16 protein-coding genes and 2 pseudogenes are annotated in these 20,395 nt (G+C 62.0%); 13 read left to right on the plus strand and 5 right to left on the minus strand.

Annotation, left to right across the window (positions count from 1 at the left end; translation table 11 throughout):
* The first annotated feature begins 164 nt into the window (after positions 1–164).
* Positions 165–1,082: a recombinase family protein gene (locus ACFZPT_RS20490; RefSeq protein ID WP_047306926.1), complete on the plus strand. Its 918-nt coding sequence runs from the start codon at positions 165–167 to the stop codon at positions 1,080–1,082.
* A 153-nt stretch (positions 1,083–1,235) separates the two neighbouring features.
* Positions 1,236–2,519, plus strand: coding sequence for an HD-GYP domain-containing protein (locus tag ACFZPT_RS20495; protein WP_198818518.1), 1,284 nt, complete (start codon positions 1,236–1,238; stop codon positions 2,517–2,519).
* Between the two features lie 314 nt (positions 2,520–2,833).
* Here the strand turns inward: ACFZPT_RS20495 and ACFZPT_RS20500 are convergent, their stop codons facing one another.
* Both ACFZPT_RS20500 and ACFZPT_RS20505 read right to left on the minus strand, forming a co-directional pair.
* Positions 2,834–4,336, minus strand: a complete 1,503-nt coding sequence (locus ACFZPT_RS20500) for a methyl-accepting chemotaxis protein (RefSeq protein WP_125855395.1) — start codon at positions 4,334–4,336, stop codon at positions 2,834–2,836.
* Between the two features lie 179 nt (positions 4,337–4,515).
* Positions 4,516–5,088, minus strand: coding sequence for a DUF6436 domain-containing protein (locus ACFZPT_RS20505; RefSeq protein WP_125855394.1), 573 nt, complete (start codon positions 5,086–5,088; stop codon positions 4,516–4,518).
* A 243-nt stretch (positions 5,089–5,331) separates the two neighbouring features.
* Here ACFZPT_RS20505 and ACFZPT_RS20510 point away from each other — a divergent pair, with 243 nt between their 5' ends.
* The 4 genes from ACFZPT_RS20510 to ACFZPT_RS20525 all read left to right on the plus strand — a co-directional run bounded on the left by ACFZPT_RS20510 (position 5,332) and on the right by ACFZPT_RS20525 (position 9,815).
* Positions 5,332–7,014: a Mu transposase C-terminal domain-containing protein gene (locus tag ACFZPT_RS20510; protein ID WP_011494284.1), complete on the plus strand. Its 1,683-nt coding sequence runs from the start codon at positions 5,332–5,334 to the stop codon at positions 7,012–7,014.
* 2 nt (positions 7,015–7,016) lie between these two features.
* The gene (locus tag ACFZPT_RS20515) at positions 7,017–7,925 is read left to right on the plus strand and encodes a TniB family NTP-binding protein (protein ID WP_013741668.1); all 909 of its coding nucleotides are present in this window, start codon (positions 7,017–7,019) and stop codon (positions 7,923–7,925) included.
* On the plus strand, positions 7,922–9,139 hold the full coding sequence (locus tag ACFZPT_RS20520) for a TniQ family protein (protein ID WP_009288528.1): 1,218 nt from the start codon (positions 7,922–7,924) through the stop codon (positions 9,137–9,139). Before ACFZPT_RS20515 ends, ACFZPT_RS20520 begins: the two co-directional genes overlap by 4 nt.
* 61 nt (positions 9,140–9,200) lie before the next feature.
* Positions 9,201–9,815 (plus strand): recombinase family protein, encoded by a 615-nt coding sequence (locus ACFZPT_RS20525; RefSeq protein ID WP_047306878.1) that lies wholly within the window; start codon positions 9,201–9,203, stop codon positions 9,813–9,815.
* Positions 9,816–9,852: 37 nt separating this feature from the next.
* Here ACFZPT_RS20525 and ACFZPT_RS20530 read toward each other — a convergent pair.
* The 3 genes from ACFZPT_RS20530 to ACFZPT_RS20540 form a co-directional block, all read right to left on the minus strand.
* A protein-coding gene (locus ACFZPT_RS20530; RefSeq protein ID WP_099421609.1) for an IS5 family transposase occupies positions 9,853–10,661 on the minus strand; the annotation gives its coding sequence in 2 pieces (ribosomal slippage) (positions 9,853–10,331 and positions 10,331–10,661; 810 coding nt in all).
* A 58-nt stretch (positions 10,662–10,719) separates the two neighbouring features.
* A complete protein-coding gene (locus ACFZPT_RS20535; protein WP_256213827.1) occupies positions 10,720–10,842 on the minus strand; it encodes a hypothetical protein in 123 nt (40 codons plus the stop codon).
* Between the two features lie 27 nt (positions 10,843–10,869).
* On the minus strand, positions 10,870–11,403 hold the full coding sequence (locus ACFZPT_RS20540) for a carboxymuconolactone decarboxylase family protein (RefSeq protein WP_020309197.1): 534 nt from the start codon (positions 11,401–11,403) through the stop codon (positions 10,870–10,872).
* A gap of 117 nt (positions 11,404–11,520) precedes the next feature.
* Here ACFZPT_RS20540 and ACFZPT_RS20545 point away from each other — a divergent pair, with 117 nt between their 5' ends.
* The 7 genes and pseudogenes from ACFZPT_RS20545 to ACFZPT_RS20575 all read left to right on the plus strand — a co-directional run bounded on the left by ACFZPT_RS20545 (position 11,521) and on the right by ACFZPT_RS20575 (position 20,359).
* Entirely contained in the window at positions 11,521–12,363 is an 843-nt protein-coding gene (locus ACFZPT_RS20545; protein ID WP_047306875.1) for an AraC family transcriptional regulator, read from the plus strand.
* A gap of 449 nt (positions 12,364–12,812) precedes the next feature.
* On the plus strand, positions 12,813–13,742 hold the full coding sequence (locus ACFZPT_RS20550) for a recombinase family protein (protein WP_003150544.1): 930 nt from the start codon (positions 12,813–12,815) through the stop codon (positions 13,740–13,742).
* A gap of 39 nt (positions 13,743–13,781) precedes the next feature.
* A pseudogene (locus tag ACFZPT_RS20555) lies at positions 13,782–14,081 on the plus strand (helix-turn-helix domain-containing protein); the annotation flags it as partial.
* 3 nt (positions 14,082–14,084) lie between these two features.
* Positions 14,085–17,051, plus strand: a complete 2,967-nt coding sequence (locus ACFZPT_RS20560) for a Tn3 family transposase (protein ID WP_011005944.1) — start codon at positions 14,085–14,087, stop codon at positions 17,049–17,051.
* A 24-nt stretch (positions 17,052–17,075) separates the two neighbouring features.
* A pseudogene (locus ACFZPT_RS20565) lies at positions 17,076–17,843 on the plus strand (EmrB/QacA family drug resistance transporter); the annotation flags it as partial.
* Positions 17,844–17,858: 15 nt separating this feature from the next.
* Positions 17,859–18,917: an HlyD family secretion protein gene (locus ACFZPT_RS20570; RefSeq protein ID WP_099312393.1), complete on the plus strand. Its 1,059-nt coding sequence runs from the start codon at positions 17,859–17,861 to the stop codon at positions 18,915–18,917.
* Positions 18,914–20,359, plus strand: a complete 1,446-nt coding sequence (locus ACFZPT_RS20575; RefSeq protein WP_379555608.1) for an efflux transporter outer membrane subunit — start codon at positions 18,914–18,916, stop codon at positions 20,357–20,359. The genes ACFZPT_RS20570 and ACFZPT_RS20575 overlap by 4 nt, the downstream gene beginning before the upstream one ends.
* Positions 20,360–20,395 lie beyond the last annotated feature (36 nt).

Below are 20,395 nucleotides of genomic sequence, written 5' to 3' on the forward strand. Positions count from 1 at the left end.
ACGCCAATCACAAAGGGCGATGCAATGGTTCGACAAAACGAAGGTTTTGCCGAACTCTATCGAGGAATGGCTGCTCTGAGTTAAGCCTCATTATGGTTTTAAATACTGGTATCGTTAATCAAGGTTCTATTTTCAATTTATCTGTTGAGTAAACGGTACTTCTGATGAAAATTGGCTATGCGCGGGTGAGTACTCGGGATCAGAACGCAGACCTCCAGATCGATGCTCTGAAAAAGGCAGGCTGCGAGCGGATCTATCAAGACGTTGCCAGCGGCTCAAAAAGCGCACGTCCGGAACTGGATAAATTATTGGTTCATGTGCGAGCCGGTGATGCCGTGGTGATTTGGAAGCTGGATCGTCTGGGACGCTCACTCAAGCACCTGGTCGAACTGGTCGGTGAATTGGCCGCTCGTAACGTTGGCCTGCAAAGTCTGAATGACCCCATCGATACCACTCACGCGCAAGGGCGCTTTGTGTTCAACCTGTTCGCTTCATTGGCAGAGTTCGAACGCGAGTTGATTCGTGAGCGCACACAGGCCGGCTTGTCCGCTGCACGGTCACGTGGTCGAGTCGGTGGCCGTCCGAAGGGGTTGCCAGCTCAAGCCGAAGCGACAGCTATGGCCGCAGAAACGCTGTACCGCGAGGGACGGTTAAGTGTGAGCGCCATTGGCAAGAAACTGCACATCTCCAAAAGTACGCTTTACCGCTACCTCCGGCATCGCGGCATAACGATCGGCGTACCCACAAAAATCTCCCTGCATCTCGACATTACAGTCCCACCGGCAGTGGACGATGCCGAACGGATCGCGACGGTCATATTGCGCCTGGCCGTCGAGAACAACAGCAAGTTCGTGCGTGGCAAAAAGCGGGCAAAAGAGAACATCGAGCGTTACTGCCTGGAACCCTATGGCATGAAGCCACTGGAGTCGGGCAACTACGCACTGAGCATTCCATATCGCAATGATGAGGCATTGGATAAGACGGTACATGATCTGCTGACCGAGATCAGCCAGGAAGCCGAGATGCGCAATTGTTTTATCGAGGCGGATGCCTGGGAAGAGGGCTCTGAGCGGAGGTGGTAAGGCTTACGTTGGTTTTTGGTTCCATTGCTCCCCAAACCCCAATTTCGGCGGTTCCGGCTGATCCAAGAATCTTGGCGTGACCTTACCTCCGCTCTACCGCTGGGTGCCAGCCTCGGCGCACGCCTAACCACCCAACTCAGAAAGGAAAATAAGTTGGTAAAACGCATTCCCGTATCCGAGCTTCGTCTCGGCATGTACATCCACAAGCTCGCCGGCTCTTGGGTTCGACACCCATTCTGGCGCGGCAGCTTCCTGCTGACCGAGCCTCAGGATCTCTCTGCCATTCGAGAATGTGGCGTCGGGGAGGTCTGGGTCGACTTGGCCAAAAGCCAAGTCGACCCAGAGAGCCCAGAGAGCCCAGAGAGCCCAGAGAGCCCAGAGAGCCCAGAGAGCCCAGAGAGCCCAGAGAGCCCAGAGCCCAGAGCCCAGAGCCCAGAGCCCAGAGAATTGTCGGAGGAGCAATCTCTGCCGTCTAGTCCACTAAGCAAGAAAAGTGACGGCGCAACCTCAATGGAGAGCGAAATGTGTTATGCACGGAAACTCTGTCTTGCGGCCAAGTCCCAAGTCATGGACATGTTCCAGGAAGCCCGGCTTGGCAAGGCCGTCGACCCAAGCACGACGTTGCCGCTGGTCGGAGAAATCGCTGCCTCGGTGCTGCGCCAACCTCATGCCCTCATCAGCGTCGCACGCATCAAAACGCACGACGATTACACCTACCTGCACTCGGTTGCCGTCTGCGCCCTGATGCTATCGCTGGCCCGGCATCTCGATCTAGACGAGGAGCAAACGCGCCTGGCTGGCATCGGCGGACTGATGCACGACCTAGGCAAGGCCGCGATGCCGCTGGAAGTGCTTAACAAACCAGGCAAGCTCACCGATGCCGAGTTCGCCATCATGAAGCGCCACCCTGTGGAGGGCGCAAAGATGCTGCGCGCAGGCGGGGCCGAGCCCGGGGTGGTGGACATTGCCCTGCACCATCACGAGAAGATCGACGGAACCGGCTACCCGGATCGCTTGGCCGGTGACGCCATTTCACTCCTGGCCCGCATGGGCGCAATCTGCGACGTCTATGATGCCGTGACGTCGGAGCGAGCCTACAAAAAGCCGTGGGACCCGTCCGCGGCGATGCGGCAGATGGCCAAGTGGGAGGGCCATTTCGACAAACGCATCTTCCACGCCTTCGTCAAGGCCGTGGGCATCTACCCCGTCGGCTCCTTGGTTCGCCTGTCCTCTCAGCGTCTGGCCGTTGTCGTTGAGCCGGGAATGGAATCACTGCTGACTCCCAAGGTTCGCGTGTTCTTCTCGCTACGCTCGAGAGAGCCGATCCCGATGCAGACCATCGACCTGGCGGCCACGAGTTGCAAGGACAGTATCACTGGCCCCGAAGACCCGACGCTCTGGAACTTCAAGAACCTCGACGACTTGTGGATGGAATAGCCCCCACAAAACGACGGCCCCGTGAGGGAGCCGTTGAACATCGTCGAGCGATGCCCGTCCAGGGAGGGATGGCCGAGCTCGATTCTCCAGAAGGTAGCTGGTGACACGAGTGTTGAGCCCACCCAACTAGGGTGACGGAAATTTCTGGGGTTCCGGCTTACATCCCCTTTATGTAAATCGGGTCAAGATCATACCGCGTGCCAGTGCAGGGCTCGCGCTGGCACGCGTCCGACCGTTAATGTCGGACTCGACACACAAACATCAGCCAAAAGTAGTCCGTAAGATTTGCCTACCAAGTCGGGGCTATTCAGCGCTTAGCGGCTAACGCGGAAGCGACCACTCAAACGGCTCAAACGATCGGCTAACTGGCTGAGTTGCTGGCCATCGTTATTAAGCTTGTTCGCATCGCCGAACGTTTGCTCAGCCACTTTTTGCACACTGTGCAGATGCTGACTGACTTCTGCACTGGTGGCAGCTTGCTCGTGGGTGGCAGCGGCAATCAGCTCGTTCATTTGAGTAATGGCGCTGATGTCTTGCGCTACGGCGCCGAGCAGTTCGGCAGTTGCCTGACTGTCTCGTAGGCAGCTGCGCGCACTGTCTCGGCTTTCCTGCATGGCAGTCGCTGCTTGACGGCTGCCTTGTTGCAGGCCGCTGATGATTTCTTGGATCTCAGCGGTGGACAACGCTGTTTTCTGCGCAAGATTACGCACCTCGTCAGCCACGACGGCAAAACCACGACCATGCTCGCCAGCACGTGCGGCTTCAATCGCAGCGTTTAGGGCCAGCAGGTTGGTTTGATCCGCAATCGAACGGATCACTTCCAGAACCTTGCCGATTTTCTCGGACTGTTCTGCCAGCGCCTGAACCTCGGTTTCAGTAACATCGATTTGCGTGGCTAGTTTGCCAATCTCGCTACGCACATGGTTGACCGAGCGGCTACCCTCGGCAGCCTGTTGATTGGCGGTTTGAGCTGCCGTTGCGGCGCCATCTGCATGTCCAGCTACTTCGTCAATAGCGGTGCTCATCTGCAGCATGGCTGAGCTCATGTAGATGATTTCGCCTTGCTGCTGCTCCGCGCCGGAGCTTAGGTGGCCGGTGGTTTGCAGCAGACTGTCACCCATTTTTTGCAGGCTTTGGGTGTCTTTAATCACTTCACCGACCAACTCATCTAAGGTGCCGAGAAAGTGGTTAAAGCCTCGGCTAACTTTGCCCTGGGCACTGCTGCGGTAAACGAGGTTTATTTCGTCATCTTTCTCAGTGAGCTTTTCGGCCGCTTGTATCAGCGCCGCGCTTTCAACGGCTTCCGCGTGGGTCTGCATCGCCAAGTAAATCAGGATTGCGCTTTCGGCTACGACGTACATTGCATGCAGGAAAATGATCGGCCAACTGCCGCTCGGCAGTACAACCACGTCAACACCTTGTGCCTGCAATGCAAAGAAACTCAGGTGGTGCACTGCAATCACCAACGCTGCGACCACGATCGGCAGCCAGTCGCGGTAATAGACTAAGAAGGCCAGTAACACAAAGATGCTGAAGTGCATTTCCATCATGCCGCCGGCCTGGTTGATGTGCAGGGCCGCCATCACCATATACGCCGCGCCCATCACGCAACGCAACAGGCGTTGGCCGCTGATGAGCTGGTTAAGTACGCTCATTACTACAGCCGTACCACCACCGACCAGGAGCGCTTGACCCCAAGTGCCATTCCAGAACGCGAGGCCGAGCGAGTACACAAACATCAGCCACAGCACCCCCAGCATGATTCGGTCTGCTTTTTGGTAGTGCTGTTGAAGGGTGGGGGAGAGGTTAGCTGACATGGTGAGAGGCTCGATAGGTTGTGCAGTCGTGGTGAGTGCGGCAATCAATATACTTCTAAATAGCGTTAGCTTGATTTAGGCGAGCGGCAACTGCTCACAATTGCTGTATCGGCAAGTTGAGTCTAGGGATGAGCGTGAATTTGCGCATAATGCCGTAGCGCGCTGCCGGTTTGTGATCGTCAATTGCTCGGCCAGTCGCAGAAGCAGCCTACGGCCATTGTGTTGTTTGCGTGTACGGGTCTGCCAGCATTTAGGGCGTCTAAAATGGGCTCGATAATGCTGTTACTAGAGGTGCAGGTTGCGCCTTCGCTGTAGGGGCCGAAGTATGCCAGTTGGCCTGTCCGGTCCCAGATTGCCACAGCCGGGCTGGCGGGGATTTTGTAGCTGCCGCTCAAGGCCGGTAAGGTTTTCAGGGCGTTCAGGACATCAGGTAATTGGCCGTGGCTACCTGGCGTTTGTACCGCGTAGAAACTTACACCCTGTGGGCCGAAGCGCTTGATCAGCTCGGTCAGGTGTTGCTGGTTGCCGATATTGCACGGGCAGGACGGATCCCAGAAATGTATCAGGCGGATCGGGCCTGGACCAGCAAGCTCATCAGGCAGGCGCAGCTGTTTACCGTAGAATAACGCGGTCTGCTCACCGAAGCTGCGCAGGTAGCGCGCTTCGTACCACCAGTAGGCGACTAGCATGGAGAGGCCCCAGAGCATAATCAGCAGGCTTGCTATAAGGGTTTTGCGATTCGGGCGGGTCATGGGCAGTCTTTAATTTTCAGATGCGCAACTTACCATAGCTAGGGCTTACCAGCCCAAGCCACAGCCGTCGCTTTACCCCTAAGTTATGCGACATGCTCACAGTGTCATTTTCAGAAGACGACTGCACCAATCAACGAGACATGAAGCCTGCTGTGCATACGGCTCCTGACAGCCCGATATCAGGACTCCTCTGCACGAAACTCGTCTATGCTCAATACTCGTGTGCACCAAAGCGAGGCGAGCATGGCGACCGATACCGTACCGATTGCCGAGCGCGGCGTAGCCACCCTGTCAGAACAGGCATGGGAGCGTGCTCGCTGCCGCGCGGAGATCATTGGGCCGTTGGCGCAGTCGGAGACGGTCGGGCATGAAGCGGCCGACGCAGCAGCCCAGGCGCTGGGTCTGTCCCGGCGGCAGGTCTACGTCCTGATCCGCCGTGCCCGGCAAGGTTCGGGGCTGGTCACTGATTTGGCTCTTGGACAGTCGAGCGGTGGCAAAGGTAAAGGCCGCTTGCCGGAGTCGGTCGAACGAATCATCCGCGAGCTACTGCAAAAGCGCTTCCTGACCAAGCAGAAGCGCAGCTTGGCGGCGTTCCACCGTGAAGTTGCGCGGGTGTGCAAGCTGCAAAAGCTGCGGATGCCGGCGCGCAACACGGTCGCGTTGCGGATCGCCAGCCTTGATCCACTCAAGACCACTCGACTTCGGGAAGGCCAGGATGCGTCCCGCATCCTGCAAGGTGTTGGCGGTGTTCCTCCGCCAGTCTCCGCACCGCTGGAGCAGGTACAGATCGACCACACAGTCATCGACCTGATCGTGGTGGACGAGCGCGACCGGCAACCGATTGGCCGTCCGTACCTGACCCTCGCCATCGACGTGTTCACCCGCTGCGTGGTTGGCATGGTGGTCACGTTAGAAGCGCCATCTGCCGTCTCGGTCGGCCTGTGCCTCGCACACGCCGGTTGCGACAAGCGCCCTTGGTTGGAAAGGTTGGACGTGGAAATGGACTGGCCGATGAGCGGCAAGCCCGCGCTGCTCTACCTGGACAACGCGGCCGAATTCAAGAGCGAGGCGCTACGCCGTGGCTGCGAGCAGCATGGCATCCGGTTGGACTATCGGCCTCTCGGGCAGCCGCACTATGGCGGCATCGTGGAACGGATCATCGGCACGGCGATGCAAATGATCCACGACGAATTGCCGGGGACGACCTTCTCCAACCCTGACCAGCGCGGGGAATACGCCTCCGAGAAGATGGCCGCCCTGACACTGCGCGAGCTGGAACGCTGGCTCGCATTGGCGGTTGGCACCTATCACGGCTCCGTGCACAACGGCCTGCTCCAACCGCCGGCCGCACGCTGGGCCGAAGCTGTCGCGCGTACCGGCGTTCCAACCGTCATCACTCGCACCACGGCTTTTCTGGTCGATTTCCTGCCCGTCCTCCGCCGCACCCTGACCCGCACTGGCTTCGTCATCGACCACATCCACTACTACGCCGATGCGCTCAAGCCGTGGATAGCTCGGCGCGACCGCCTGCCTGCGTTCCTGATCCGGCGCGACCCACGCGACATCAGCCGCATTTGGGTGCTGGAGCCGGAGGGGCAGCACTATCTGGAAATTCCATACCGTACCTTGTCGCACCCGGCTGTCACCCTCTGGGAACAACGGCAGGCGCTGGCGAAATTGCGGCAGCAAGGGCGCGAACAGGTGGATGAGTCGGCGCTGTTCCGCATGATCGGGCAGATGCGCGAAATCGTGACCACTGCGCAGAAAGCCACGCGCAAGGCGCGGCGCGACGCGGATCGACGCCAGCATCTCAAGTCAACGGAACAACCTGTCAAAACCACGCCACCAGCGGACACGGACATGGCAGACCCGCAGGCGGACAACCAGCCACCTGCCAAACCGTTCGACCAGATTGAGGAGTGGTAGCCGTGGACGAATATCCCATCATCGACCTGTCCCACCTGCTGCCGGCGGCCCAGGGCTTGGCCCGTCTCCCGGCGGACGAGCGCATCCATCGCCTTCGCGCCGACCGCTGGATCGGCTATCCGCGAGCAGTCGAGGCGTTGAACCGGCTGGAAGCCCTGTATACGTGGCCAAACAAACAACGCATGCCCAACCTGCTGTTGGTCGGTCCAACCAACAACGGCAAGTCGATGATCGTCGAGAAGTTCCGCCGCGCCCACCCGGCCAGCTCCGACGCCGACCAGGAGCACATCCCGGTATTGGTCGTGCAGATGCCGTCCGAGCCATCGGTGATCCGCTTCTACGTCGCGCTGCTCGCGGCGATGGGAGCACCATTGCGACCGCGCCCACGGCTGCCGGAAATAGAGCAACTGGCGCTGACACTGCTGCGCAAGCTCGGTGTGCGTTTGCTGGTGATCGACGAGCTGCACAACGTCCTGGCCGGCAACAGCGTCAACCGCCGGGAATTCCTCAACCTGCTGCGCTTCCTCGGCAACGAATTGCGCATCCCGCTGGTCGGTGTGGGCACACGCGACGCCTACCTGGCCATCCGCTCGGATGACCAGTTGGAAAATCGCTTCGAGCCGATGATGCTGCCGGTGTGGGAGGCCAACGACGATTGCTGTTCACTGCTGGCCAGCTTCGCGGCTTCGCTCCCGCTGCGGCGACCTTCGTCGATTGCCACGCTGGACATGGCTCGCTACCTGCTCACGCGCAGCGAGGGCACTATTGGCGAGCTGGCGCACCTATTGATGGCGGCGGCCGTGGCCGCCGTGGAGAGTGGTGAGGAAGCGATCAACCACCGCACGCTCAGCATGGCCGATTACACCGGTCCCAGCGAGCGGCGGCGGCAATTCGAGCGGGAACTGATGTGAAGCCAGCGCCACGCTGGCCACTGCATCCGGCACCCAGGGAAGCCGAAGCCCTGTCTTCGTGGCTCAACCGCGTGGCCCTTTGCTATCACATGGAAGTGTCCGAGCTGCTGGAGCACGATCTTGGTCACGGCCAGGTTGATGACCTGGACACCGCGCCACCACTGGCGCTGCTGGCGATGCTCTCCCAGCGGAGCGGTATCGAGCTGGATCGGCTGCGCTGCATGAGTTTCGCCGGCTGGGTGCCTTGGCTACTGGACAGCCTTGATGATCAGATTCCAGCCGCATTGGAAACCTATGCGTTCCAGCTCTCGGTACTGCTGCCGAGACTCCGCCGTAAGACGCGATCCATCACGAGCTGGCGTGCCTGGCTGCCCACCCAACCGATACACCGCGCCTGTCCGCTCTGCCTGAACGATCCGGAGAACCAAGCCGTACTGCTCGCGTGGAAGCTGCCCCTGATGCTGAGCTGCCCACTGCATGGCTGCTGGCTGGAATCCTATTGGGGCGTGCCAGGGCGGTTTCTCGGCTGGGAGAACGCCGACGCCGAACCGCGCACTGCCAGCGACGCGATTGCGGCGATGGACCAGCGTACCTGGCAGGCACTGACGACCGGCCACGTGGAGTTGCCGCGCCGACGCATCCACGCCGGATTGTGGTTTAGGCTGCTACGCACGCTGCTCGATGAGCTGAACACCCCGCTTTCGACGTGCGGCACCTACGCGGGGTATCTCCGCCAAATCTGGGAATGCTGCGGGCATCCGCTGCGTGCTGGGCAAAGTCTGTGGCGACCGTATGAAACCCTGAACCCGGCAGTACGGTTGCAGATGCTGGAGGCGGCGGCAACGGCAATCAGCTTGATTGAGGTGAGGGATATAAGCCCGCCAGGCGAGCACGCAAAGCTATTCTGGTCCGAGCCCCAAACCGGGTTCACCAGTGGCCTGCCGGCGAAAGCGCCGAAGCCCGAACCCGTCGATCACTGGCAGCGTGCAATCCAGGCCATTGATGAGGCCATCATTGAAGCACGACACAACCCCGAGACGGCACGCTCGCTGTTCGCGTTGGCTTCCTATGGTCGGCGCGACCCCGCTTCCTTGGAACAGTTGCGCGCCACCTTCGCGAAGGAAGGCATCCCCCCGGAATTTCTGTCACATTATGAGCCTAGCCTACCCTTTGCATGCCTTAGACAGAATGACGGGTTAAGTGACAAATTTTGACGTGCAGAGCTTCCCGATGCAAACTGTCACATAATCGAACGTATATGTGACAGGACAAAATATGCAAATTGGCTACATGCGGGTATCCAAGGCTGACGGCACCCAGGGGACGGACTTGCAGCGCGATGCGCTGGTTGCTGCCGGCGTCGATCCGGCCCACCTCTATGATGATCAGGTGTCCGGCAAGCGCGAGGACCGCCCCGGTCTGGTCGCATGCCTCAAAGCGCTACGGCCAGGTGACACGCTGGTGGTCTGGAAGCTCGACCGGCTGGGTCGGGACCTGCGTCACCTCATCAACACCGTGCACGATATGACCGGGCGCGGTGTCGGGCTAAAAGTGCTGACCGGACATGGCGCTGCCATCGACACCACGACGGCAGCTGGCAAGCTGGTCTTTGGCATCTTTGCGGCACTAGCCGAGTTCGAGCGCGAACTGATTGCCGAGCGCACCATTGCCGGCCTGGCGTCGGCGCGGGCGCGCGGTCGAAAGGGCGGGCGTCCGTTCAAGATGACCGCAGCCAAGCTGCGGCTGGCCATGGCCGCGATGGGCCAGCCAGAAACCAAGGTGGGTGACCTGTGTCTGGAGCTTGGAATCACACGGCAGACCCTGTACCGGCACATTTCGCCCAAGGGCGAGTTGCGCCCCGATGGCGAGAAGCTGCTTGCCCGCACGTGACACGATGAGTGCCACCTACGCCATCGGCTTAGAGCCGCTAACACCACCTATCCACGAAGCGTGCGCAGATGATCGCGGCTGCCAACTTCAAAAGCGCTTCGTGGATGTCAAGGCGCCTTTCAAAGCGGATTCGCAGTTTGCCAAAGCCAGCAAACCATCCGTGCGTCCTCTCCACTACCCAGCGATGTTTGCCCAGCCTTTCGCTGCTTTCAATGCCGCGCCTGGCAATGCGGCTGGATATGCCTCGCTGCCTCAGATGGGCACGGCAGCGTTTGTAGTCATAGCCTTTGTCAGCATGCAGCTTCGCTGGTCGCTTGCGAGGTCGACCCTGCAGGCCTGCAACGCCAGGGATCGCATCCAAGCACCGCTCGAACATCATGGAGTCATGTCTGTTCGCCCCGCTGACAAGAACCACCAGCGGGATGCCTCTGGCGTCTACGACGATGTGCCGCTTGGAGCCGAGTTTTCCTCTGTCGGTGGGGTTCGGGCCTGTTTCCTGGCCCCCCGGGGGCTTGGTACCGAAGAGCCATCAATACTGGCCCGGCTCCAATCGATCTGGTCGTGTTCACGCAAACGCATCAGCATGGCCTGGTGCAACCTCTGCCAAACCCCTGCTGCGCTCCAATTCCGAAGTCGCCGCCAGCAAGTCATGCCGCTGCCATAGCCAAGGGATTGTGGGAGGTCTTCCCATGGAATGCCGGTATGCAACACGAACAAGATGCCGTTGAGGGCGGCCTCATCGCTCACTGCGAGCTTGCGTGCGCCACCTTTGGCGGAGGGAGTGAAGGTGGGGATCAGGGGCTGCAACTGCAGCCACAGTTCTTTGCTAACGGGTTGTCTTGCCATGAGGGCATGAAGCATAACTGCTTCATGCGGGTCTCTTGGGCAGTGGTGTTAGCGACTCTTAGAGTGCTTTATTTTCCGTTTTCTGAGACGACCCCACATAGGGCGAAAAGTCGCCGGCCGTGACGGCCAGTGGCAGGACGAGGGCGCTGGCGAGCAGAGCGCCGGTGAGTGCGATTTTCATCGTGTTCTCCTTATATGCCTATGGAGATCAGACGGCGACCACGGGGAAATCCACCGTGGTGTCGGCGATGTGGTTGGTGTAGTTGGTGAGCGTGTTCAGCGCGACGTTGGCGATCACTTCCAGTATCAGGCCGTCGTCGAGCCCCGCGCGGCGGTAGTTGGCCATGGCGTCGGCCGACACCACGCCGCGTTGCTCGACCAGCGCGCGGGCAAAGCCGGCGATTGCATCGTCAAGTGCGTTGGCCGCCTGGCCGGTGCGGGCCGCGGCGATGGCCTCTGCCGACAGTCCGGCACCTTTGCCGATCAGGGTGTGTGCGCTCAGGCAATACTGGCAGCGATTGGCTTGACCGGCAGCGAGCGCAACGATCTCGCGCTGGGAGGCATTCAGGCGGCCGGTGCCCAGCGTTTCGGACAAGCCGAGGTAGCCATTGAGCGCCGCCGGCGCGTGGGCCAGCGTGGCGAACAGGTTCGGCACCATGCCAAGCTTGGCTTTGACGGCCTTGAGTGTGGCAGCGGTAGCGGCGTCAGCGGTGTCGATGGTCAGGGGGGCGATTTGGGTCATGTCTATCTCCGTAGTGGGTGAGGTGCAAGAGCACGTGGGCATGATCGCCCTTTGTTTGGTACGATATGGCACGTAAAGTATCAAATACGTAACCTATCGTCTTATATGGAGAGTGGAATGGCGGATCGACTGGCCGGCTTGCTCCGGCACTACTCGCTTTCGGCGCGCGTTTTTCACAGCGGCGCCTTCTGTGGGCAGCATCATTACGCGGCGCCGCATGGCTATATCCATCTGGTGCGGCGCGGCCCGATTACGGCGCGTTCGCCCGTGCATGAAGATCTGCTGGTTACCGAGCCGAGCCTGCTGTTTTATCCGCGCGTGGCGTCGCATCGTTTTGTCGCCGCCCCCGGCGATACCGCTGAGCTGTTGTGTGCGGAGGTCGACCTGGGCGCTTCGACGGGCAATCCGTTGGCCATGGCCTTGCCGTCGATGCTGCTGATTCCGTTGGCGGACTTGCCCGGCCTCGGGCCGACGCTAGAGTTGCTGTTTGCCGAAGCCGAGCGCGACCAGTGCGGTCGGCAGGCCGCCATCGACCGCTTGTACGAGTTGCTACTGATCCAGTTGCTGCGTTATCTGATGGATGGGCGGCTTGGCGCCACCGGACTGCTGGCGGGCCTGGCCGACCCGAAACTCGCGCGCGCCATAACCGCCATGCACGATGCGCCGCAGACCGCGTGGTCGCTCGAGGCGCTGGCGGCGAAGGCGGGCATGTCACGCGCGCGCTTCGCCGCCGCGTTCAAGGACGCGGTGGGCGTCACGCCGGGCGACTATCTGGCCGACTGGCGGATGAACGTCAGTTGCACCCTGCTCAAGCAGGGGCGGCCGGTGGCGGTGGTGGCCGACCGCGTCGGCTACGGCAGCCCGAACGCTCTGGCGCGCGCCTTCCGCGTGCGCATGGGCTGCGCCCCGCGCGACTGGCTGGCGCAGCAGCGCGGTGACGCGGCGCTCAGCGGTTCGTGAGTTTGAGTTCGATTCGCCGGTTCTTGGCGTAGGCGGCGCCGGTGTTGCGCTCGTCGAGCGGGTGAAATTCGCATCACGCCGGAACAACTGGCGGAACTCCAGGTGGCGATCCGTCAACGGCTGGTCAGTCTGTTCGTGCGGCGCGGCCGGCTGGACAAGGCTGAGTCAGTGGCGCAGGTAGCTGGATGACGCTGTCCCGCCCTGAGCCGACGCTCACAGGCGGGGATTTCCAGTGTCGTCATTGTCGGCTATTGGCCGGCAGCAGCCCGTCGTTGCCTGATGGATCCAACCCCTCCGCTGCTATAGTGCAGTCGGCTTCTGACGTTCAGTGCAGCCGTCTTCTGAACGACAGCTCGGTTCGTTAAGCTCCCCGCGCTACGGTTCAAATAACTGGTACGCTTAATCAAAGTTCAACTATTACTAACGTAGTCGAGTAAACAGTACTTTTGATGAAGATCGGTTATGCGCGAGTGAGCACTCGGGATCAGAAAGCCGACCTACAAGTCGATGCCCTGAAACAGGCCGGGTGCGAACGCATCTACCAAGACATCGCCAGCGGCGCGAAAAGCGCCCGGCCGGAGTTGGACAAACTGCTGGCCAACGTGCGGCCGGGTGATGCCGTGGTGATCTGGAAGCTGGATCGCCTTGGGCGTTCCCTCAAGCACCTGGTCGAGTTGGTCGGCGAGCTGGCAGAGCGCAAGGTCGGCTTACAGAGCCTGAATGACCCCATCGACACCACCCACGCCCAAGGCCGCCTGGTGTTCAACCTGTTCGCCTCGCTGGCGGAGTTCGAGCGCGAGCTGATCCGCGAGCGGACTCAGGCGGGTCTGTCGGCCGCACGGGCGCGTGGCCGGATCGGTGGCCGTCCCAAGGGCCTGCCAGCCAAGGCTGAGGCCACCGCCATGGCGGCCGAAACCCTCTACCGCGAAGGTCGCCTGAGCGTCAGCGCGATCGGCGAGAAGCTGCACATCTCCAAGAGCACGCTGTACAGCTACCTGCGCCACCGTGGTGTCGAGATCGGCGCGTACCAGAAGAGCGCCAGGTCACGCGACCAGCAGCCTTCGGCCGCGTCGCCGGCAGAGCCGCCCGCCGCCGAGCGGGTGGCCACCGTCACCCTGCGCCTCGCGGTGGTGAATAACAGCAAGTTCGTGCGCGGCCGGAAGCGGGCCACGGAGAACATTGAGCGCTACTGCCTGGAGCCCTATGGCATGAAGCGGCTGGATGCCGGCCACTATGAGTTGACCATTCCGTATCGGAGCGACGATGAGCTGGACAAGAGCGTGCATGACCTGCTGACCGAGATCAGCCAGGAGGCCGACATGCGCAACTGTTTTGTCGAGATGGGCGCCTGGGAAGAAGACACCGAAAAGCGTTGGTAGGGCTTACGTTGGTTTTTGGTTCCATTGCTCCCCAAACCCCAATTCCTGAAAGAGGGCCTAGTCTTCACCGGCGAGGACTCGCCGATGGCCAACCTCATGCTGTCGGTGATGGGTGCCTTCGCCGAGTTCGAGCGCGCCCTGATCCGCGAGCGGCAGCGTGAGGGTATCGCCTTGGCCAAGCAGCGTGGCGCGTACCGAGGCCGCAAGAAAGCCCTGTCCGATGAGCAGGCTGCTACCCTGCGGCAGCGAGCGACGGCCGGCGAGCCCAAGGCGCAGCTTGCCCGCGAGTTCAACATCAGCCGGGAAACCCTCTACCAGTACCTCCGCACGGACGACTGATACATGCCGCGTCGCTTGATCCTCTCGGCCACGGAGCGGGACACCCTGCTTGCGTTGCCAGAAAGCCAGGATGACATGATCCGCTACTACACCTTCAACGACTCCGACCTGTCGCTGATCCGCCAGCGGCGCGGCGACGCCAACCGCCTAGGCTTCGCGGTGCAGCTCAGCCTGCTGCGCTACCCCGGCTATGCGTTGGGCACCGACAGCGAGCCGCCCGAGCCGGTCATCCTGTGGGTGGCCAAGCAGGTTCAGGCCGACCCGGCGAGTTGGGCGAAGTACGGCGAACGCGACGTGACCCGCCGCGAGCACGCCCATGAACTGCGCACCTACCTGCAACTGGCCCCGTTTGGCCTGTCCGACTTCCGCAACCTCGTGCGCGAGCTGACCGAGTTGGCCCAGCAGACCGACAAGGGCTTGCTGCTGGCCAGCCAGGCTCTGGAGAGCCTGCGGCAGAAGCGGCGCATCCTGCCGGCGCTGAGCGTAATTGATCGGGCCTGCTCGGAGGCCATTGCGCGGGCTAATCGGCGGGTCTACCGCGCCCTGGTCGAACCACTCACGGACTCGCACCGTGCCAAGCTGGACGAACTGCTGAAGCTCAAGGCCGGCAGCAGCATCACCTGGTTGACCTGGCTGCGCCAGGCACCGCTGAAACCCAACTCTCGGCACATGCTTAAGCACATCGAGCGGCTGAAGACATTTCAGCTGGTGGACTTGCCCGAAGGGCTGGGCCGGCACATCCACCAGAACCGCCTGCTCAAGCTGGCCCGCGAAGGGGGGCAGATGACGCCCAAAGACCTTGGCAAGTTCGAGCCGCAGCGGCGCTACGCGACCCTGGCCGCCGTAGTGCTGGAGAGCACCGCGACTGTGATTGATGAGTTGGTCGATCTGCACGACCGCATCCTGGTCAAGCTGTTCAGCGGCGCGAAGCACAAGCATCAGCAGCAGTTCCAGAAGCAGGGCAAGGCGATCAATGACAAGGTGCGCCTGTACTCGAAGATCGGCCAGGCTCTGCTGGAGGCAAAGGAAAACGGCAGCGATCCGTACGCCGCCATCGAGGCGGTGATTCCCTGGGACGAATTCACCGAGAGCGTCAGCGAGGCCGAGCTGCTGGCCCGGCCGGAGGGCTTCGACCACCTACACCTGGTCGGCGAGAACTTCGCCACCCTGCGCCGTTACACGCCGGCCCTGCTGGAGGTGCTGGAACTGCGCGCTGCACCGGCCGCGCAAGGCGTGCTGGCGGCCGTGCAGACCCTGCGCGAGATGAACGCCGACAACCTGCGCAAGGTGCCGGCGGATGCCCCTACCGCCTTCATCAAGCCGCGCTGGAAGCCGCTGGTGATCACCCCGGAAGGCCACGACCGACGCTTCTACGAAATCTGCGCGCTGTCCGAGCTGAAGAACGCCCTGCGCTCCGGTGACATCTGGGTCAAGGGTTCACGGCAGTTCCGCGACTTCGACGACTACCTGCTGCCGGCAGAGAAGTTCGCCGCGCTCAAGCGGGAACAGGCCCTGCCCCTGGCGATCAACCCGAACAGCGACCAGTACCTGGAAGAGCGCTTACAGCTGCTGGACGAGCAGTTGGCCACCGTAACCCGGCTGGCCAAGGACAACGAGCTGCCCGATGCCATCCTCACCGAGTCCGGGCTGAAGATCACCCCGCTGGATTCTGCGGTGCCCAATACCGCGCAGGCGCTGATCGACCAGACCAGTCAGCTGTTGCCGCGCATCAAGATCACCGAACTGCTGATGGATGTGGACGACTGGACGGGTTTCAGCCGCCACTTCACCCACCTGAAGGACGGTGCCGAGGCCAAAGACAGGACATTGCTGCTGTCAGCAATCCTGGGCGATGCGATTAACCTCGGGCTGACCAAGATGGCCGAGTCGAGCCCCGGCCTGACCTACGCCAAGCTGTCCTGGCTGCAAGCCTGGCACATCCGCGACGAAACCTATTCGGCGGCCCTGGCCGAGCTGGTCAACCACCAGTACCGCCATGCCTTCGCCGCCCACTGGGGCGACGGCACCACCTCATCCTCCGATGGCCAGCGCTTCCGGGCGGGCGGCCGGGGCGAAAGCACCGGGCACGTCAACCCGAAGTACGGCAGCGAGCCGGGGCGACTGTTCTACACCCATATCTCCGACCAGTACGCACCGTTCAGCACCCGCGTGGTGAATGTCGGCGTGCGTGACTCCACCTATGTGCTCGACGGCCTGCTGTACCACGAGTCCGACTTGCGGATCGAGGAGCACTACACCGACACGGCCGGTTTCACCGATCACGTCTTCGCCCTGATGCACCTGCTGGGCTTCCGCTTCGCACCGCGCATCCGCGACCTCGGCGAAACCAAGCTGTATGTGCCGAATAGCGTCCAGGACTACCCGACATTGCGCCCAATGGTTGGTGGCACCCTGAACATCAAGCACGTCCGCGCCCATTGGGACGACATCCTGCGCCTCGCCAGCTCGATCAAGCAGGGCACCGTCACTGCCTCGCTGATGCTGCGAAAGCTCGGCAGCTATCCACGCCAGAATGGCCTTGCCGTGGCCCTGCGCGAGCTGGGCCGGATCGAACGCACCCTGTTCATCCTCGACTGGCTGCAAAGCGTCGAACTGCGCCGCCGCGTGCATGCTGGACTGAACAAGGGTGAAGCGCGCAACTCCCTGGCCAGGGCGGTGTTCTTTAACCGCCTCGGCGAGATCAGGGATCGGAGCTTCGAGCAGCAGCGCTACCGGGCCAGCGGCCTGAACCTGGTGACGGCCGCCATTGTGTTGTGGAACACGGTGTACCTGGAGCGCGCCACTCAGGGGTTGGTCGAGGTCGGCAAGCCGGTGAACGGTGAGTTGCTGCAATACCTGTCGCCGCTGGGCTGGGAACACATCAACCTGACCGGCGATTACGTCTGGCGGCAGAGCCGCAGGCTGGAGGACGGGAAGTTCAGGCCGCTACGGTTGCCCGGAAAACCTTAGCGTACGATTTTTTCCGAATTCTGCGGGCTCCCCTTGCTGGTGCTGTTCCTGTTCAACGAATGGTCGCAGCCGCTGCCGTTTTTCAAGCTGCAGATGCTGGGCCTGCGCAACCTCGCGTTTGCCTTGATCGTGCTGGCGGGCGTGCTGATGGTGCTGACCTCGGTGATCCTCATCCCGTCGAGTTTTCTCGCTCAGGTGCAGGGATACCGGCCGCTGCAAACCGCACCGCTGATGCTGCTGATGGCGCTGCCGCAACTGATCGCGCTGCCGCTAGTGGCTGCCCTGTGCAACCTGCGCTGGGTCGATTGCCGCTGGGTGCTGGGGGCGGGGCTGGGCATGCTGGTGCTGTCCTGTGTGGGCAGCGCGCATCTGACCTCGGCGTGGATTCGCGACGATTTCTATGTGCTGTACCTGCTGCAAATCTTCGGACAGCCCATGGCCGTGTTGCCGTTGTTGATGCTTTCCACCGGCAGTATCCAACCGGTGGAAGGCCCATTCGCCTCGGCCTGGTTCAACACCGTCAAAGGCCTCGCCGCCGTGATCGCCACGGGTGTGCTGGATGTGCTGACGACCCGCCGGGTGCATTTTCATTCGAGCAGGCTGGTGGACGGCCTCGGTAATTCGCCCCTGGCCGACGCCGATGCCCCGGGCCTGGCGCACCGTCTGCATGAGCAGGCCGTGGTGCTCACTTCTTCGGATCTGTACTACGTCATGGCCGCGGTGGCGGCGGCGTTGATCCTGCTGATTTTCTGGATGCCCACGCGGATCTATCCGCCGCGCGCACCGACCTAGCACAAAGGAATTTCCATGAAACGCAAAGACAAAATTGCCGTGTCGGCCATCGCCGTATTCGCCGTCGGCGTGCTGGTGTACCTGGCTGCCCCTGGGCTGTTGGGCAGCCGACAGCAGACCACCAACGACGCCTTTGTCGCCGCTGACTTCACCCAGGTAGCGCCGCGCGTGGCCGGTTTCATCAAGGAGGTGCTGGTGGAAGACAACCAGCGCGTCAAAGCCGGGCAACTGCTGGCGTTGATCGACGACCGCGATTTTCGCGCTGCCGCTCAGGCCGCCGATGCCGACACACTGGTGGCCCAAGCCCAACTGAAAAACGCCACCGCGACACTGGAGCGGCAAACCTCGGTGATCGCCCAGGCTCAGGCCACGGTGGCGGCGGATCGCGCCGAAGTGGCCTTCGCCGAACACGAACTGAATCGCTACAACCACCTGGCCGGTGTTGGCGCCGGCACCGTGCAGAACGCCCAGCAAGCCAAGACCCGCATCGACCAGGCCACCGCTCGCCTGGCCAAGGCCACGGCCGTGCTGGCGGCCGAGCGCAAGCAGGTGGAAATCCTCACGGCTCTGCGTGATGCCGCCGAGGGTGGGCTTAAACGTGCCCAAGCGGCGCTGGAAATGGCCAGTTATCAGCTGTCTTACACACGCATTGTCGCGCCAGTGGATGGCATGGTCGGTGAGCGCGCGGTACGGGTCGGTGCCTACGTAACACCGGGAAGCAAGTTGCTGGCGGTGGTGCCGTTGGCCGAGGCGTATGTGGTGGCCAATTTCCAGGAAACCCAGCTGTCCCACATGCATGCCGGTCAGGCCGTGCAGGTGCGCGTCGACAGCCTCGACGGTGAAGTGCTCAACGGCCACTTGGAAAGCCTGGCGCCCGCCACCGGAGTGACCTTCGCCTCGATCAAACCGGACAACGCCACCGGCAATTTCACCAAAGTCGTGCAGCGTATTCCGGTGAAGATCGTGCTTGAGCCCAATCAGCCGCTGACCGAGCGTCTGCGGGTCGGTATGTCGGTGGAAGCCAGCGTCGATACTCAAGCCGTAGCGCCACAGCGCGAGGTAGCCCAGCAATGAGACACCTCGCCTGGCTCACCCTCGGCCTGATCAGCCTGAGCGCCTGCACCGTCGGCCCGGACTTCCAGCGCCCCCACAGCGCGCAGCCCGCGCAGTGGGCCGAACCCCAAGGCCGTCAGGCTGCCAGCCATGCCGTCAGCGACCCCTTGCAGGAGCGCTGGTGGGACGTGTTCCACGACGCGCAATTGTCGGCCCTGACCCGGCGCGCCCTCAGCGATAACCTCGACTTGAAACTGGCCAGCAGCCGTCTGCAACAAAGCCGTGCGGTGCGCCAGGTAACCACTGCCGAGCGCTACCCGAGCGTCAACGCTACCGGCGCCTATCAGCGCAAACGCAACAGTGGTGAGGGCCTCAACGACCCGTCCGGCGAGAATGGCCGCGCCGCGTTCAACCAGTGGGACGCCGGGTTTTCCGCCGCCTGGGAGTTGGACTTCTGGGGCCGGGTCAAACGCGAAACCGAGGCGGCCGACGCCACGCTGCAAGTCGCGGAGAATGACCGTCGCGCCGTGCTGCTGTCAGTGCTGGCTGAAACCGCCCAGGACTACATCCAACTGCGCGGAGTGCAGAACATCCGTGCCGTCACCGAGCAAAACCTCGACGTGGCGCGACACAGTCTCAAGCTCTCGCAATTGCGCCTGGCCGACGGCGTGGCGACTGACTTGGATGTGGCCGAAGCCGCCGCCCAGGTCGCCGCCATCGAAGCACGCCTGCCCGACCTGCAACAGCGTCAGGATCAGTTGATCAACGCTTTGAGCCTGCTGATGGGCGAGCCGCCGCAAGCCCTGCATGCACAGTTGTCCAAGGCTGCTGCCGTCCCGCAAACCCAGCGCCAGGTCGCCATTGGCCTGCCGTCTGAATTGGCCGAGCGTCGCCCCGATATCCGCCAGGCCGAGGCGCGACTGCACGCCGCCACCGCCAACATCGGCGTGGCCAAGGGCGACTTCTACCCGCGCATCACCTTGTCCGGCAGCCTCGGCTCCCAGGCCATGCAACTGTCGGATTTCGGTGCGTGGGGCTCACGCGCCTTTGCCTTCGGCCCACAGCTGAGCCTGCCGCTGTTCAATGGCGGACGCTTGCAAGGCATGGTCGAGCTGCGCGAAGCCCAACAGCAGGAAGCGGCGATTGCCTACCAGCAGACCGTCTTGCGCGCCTGGCATGAAATCGACGATCAACTGACCCGCTACAACGCCAGCCAACTGCGCCGCGACAGCCTGACCGAAGCCGTGCGCCAGAACCAGATCGCCCTCACCACCGCGCAACATCAATACGTCGAAGGCGTGGTGGACTTCGTCAACGTGCTCACGGTGCAAAGCGCGCTGCTGGCGACCCAGGAGCAATGGGTGGAGAGTTCCACCGGCGTGTCCCTGGCCATGGTCGGGTTGTACAAAGCCTTGGGGGGCGGGTGGGAATCGGTATATCCGTTGCAAACGGCAGGGGGCTGATCGACAAAGAGTTTTGTCAGTAACGAAATAAGGTGT

Origin of the sequence: Pseudomonas sp. MD330_10 (genome assembly GCF_042610415.1) — a bacterium.
GTDB lineage: Bacteria > Pseudomonadota > Gammaproteobacteria > Pseudomonadales > Pseudomonadaceae > Aquipseudomonas > Aquipseudomonas rhodesiae.